Origin of the sequence: Luteibaculum oceani (assembly GCF_007995015.1) — a bacterium.
In the GTDB taxonomy this organism is placed as follows: Bacteria; Bacteroidota; Bacteroidia; order Flavobacteriales_D; family Luteibaculaceae; genus Luteibaculum; species Luteibaculum oceani.
Genome location: NZ_VORB01000020.1, coordinates 1 through 1,605 on the forward strand (window position 1 = coordinate 1; position 1,605 = coordinate 1,605).

General features: G+C 45.4%; 1 protein-coding gene. It reads left to right on the forward strand.

What is annotated here, in order from left to right; genetic code table 11:
• On the forward strand, window positions 1-1,605 hold a 1,605-nt coding region (locus FRX97_RS12110; protein WP_147015483.1), incomplete at both ends, for a PKD domain-containing protein.

Below are 1,605 nucleotides of genomic sequence, written 5' to 3' on the forward strand. Positions count from 1 at the left end.
CCGTAGGTTCGTACACCTATTACATCGCTGGGTTTAAAGACATGGGCAACAGTCGTTGCACGAAGCTATTGAACGATAGGGTGAATTTTACGGTCAATAAAATTCCTTCGGCTAATGTTAGCGTACCAACTGAGGCTTGTATCAACGCTCCGGTACCTTTTAGCGCAACATCTACAGAGAACGTACAAATCTCTTGGGATTATGGAGATGGTACTCAGCTAGAGTTTGGGCCTAACCGCTCGCACCGCTTTGTCTCCTCTGGACGGTTTACCGTAACGACCACCGTGCTCAATAAAACCACCGGTTGTATCAACAGCTATCGCAACGACATTGAAATTCAAGACATCCCAACCCCCGATTTCACCATCGATGGGCTCTTAGATTTTAACACAACCCTTTGCGATAACGATAGGGTGCGTATTGCTATGGTAAACCAAGAGTTAGGAACCACCTACAACTGGTATATCAACGATGTATTGCAAAGTCCGTTTATCCCTAACTTTAATTTATCGCTCCTTGGAGGCAACAAGACCATACGTTTGGAGGCCGTTACCTCAGCTGGGTGTTTTGCATCCATAGAGAAAACCATCAAAGTGGCCATTCCAACGGCCAAAATAGAATCGGTTAACGAGGTGTGTAACCGCAGCGATTTGGCCATGAAGTTTACTTCCGGAATAAACGTAGATCAGTTCCAGTGGCAGATTATCGGAAATGGAGTGGATACCCGAAGTACCAACCCAGCAGTATATCCAGTGAACGAACCTTCGGGAACCAACTTCCTAACCCTTAATCTGGAGCTTACCACCAAAGAGGGCTGTGTAAACAACATCTCTAAATCCATACGTGTAAAACAAGTATTGGCAGGGTTCTTTGCTCCGAGCGAGGTATGTTTAAACGACACCGTATTTATTACCTCCAACACCAACAACGTACAAGATGTGCGGTATGAGTTTGGCGACGGACAGGTAAGTTCTTCGAAAAAGCAGGTATTAAAACACCTATACAAATCTCCTGGAACTTATACCATCAAGCAGTTTGTGAGCAATCAGGCTGAAAACTGTAGCGATCAGCTGCAAAAACAAATTACCGTGAACCCATTGCCTAAGGCCAAAGGCGGAACTTTTGAGGTGTGTATCGATCAAATTGACACCTTATCAGCATCAGGAGGGTCATCCTACAGTTGGTCGCCCGACACGCTGCTGGCAGTGCCTTTTGGTGCCAACGTACGCTTTAGCGCTATTGGCGATTCCATTGGAAATAGTTATACCTACAAAGTGGCGGTGTTTAACCTAAAAGGCTGTCGCGATACCGCAACCGTTGTAGCGAACATCGTAGGGTTAGATTCTACCATTATTCTGCCTAACCTCTTCGATACGCTCATTGTAAAAGGCGATTCGTTTACCACTCAGCTTCCCGAATACCCCGGACTTATTTACAACTGGACGCCAAAAGCGAAATTCAGTTGTAGCGACTGTCCTAACCAAACCGTGGAAGTATTTACCCAGCAAGAATTTGCAGTGGAGGTTACCGATATTTTTGGTTGTACAAATCAAGCGACAGACTACATCCTTCGTGTAGATGCTACCAAATACTCCCTGGATGTTC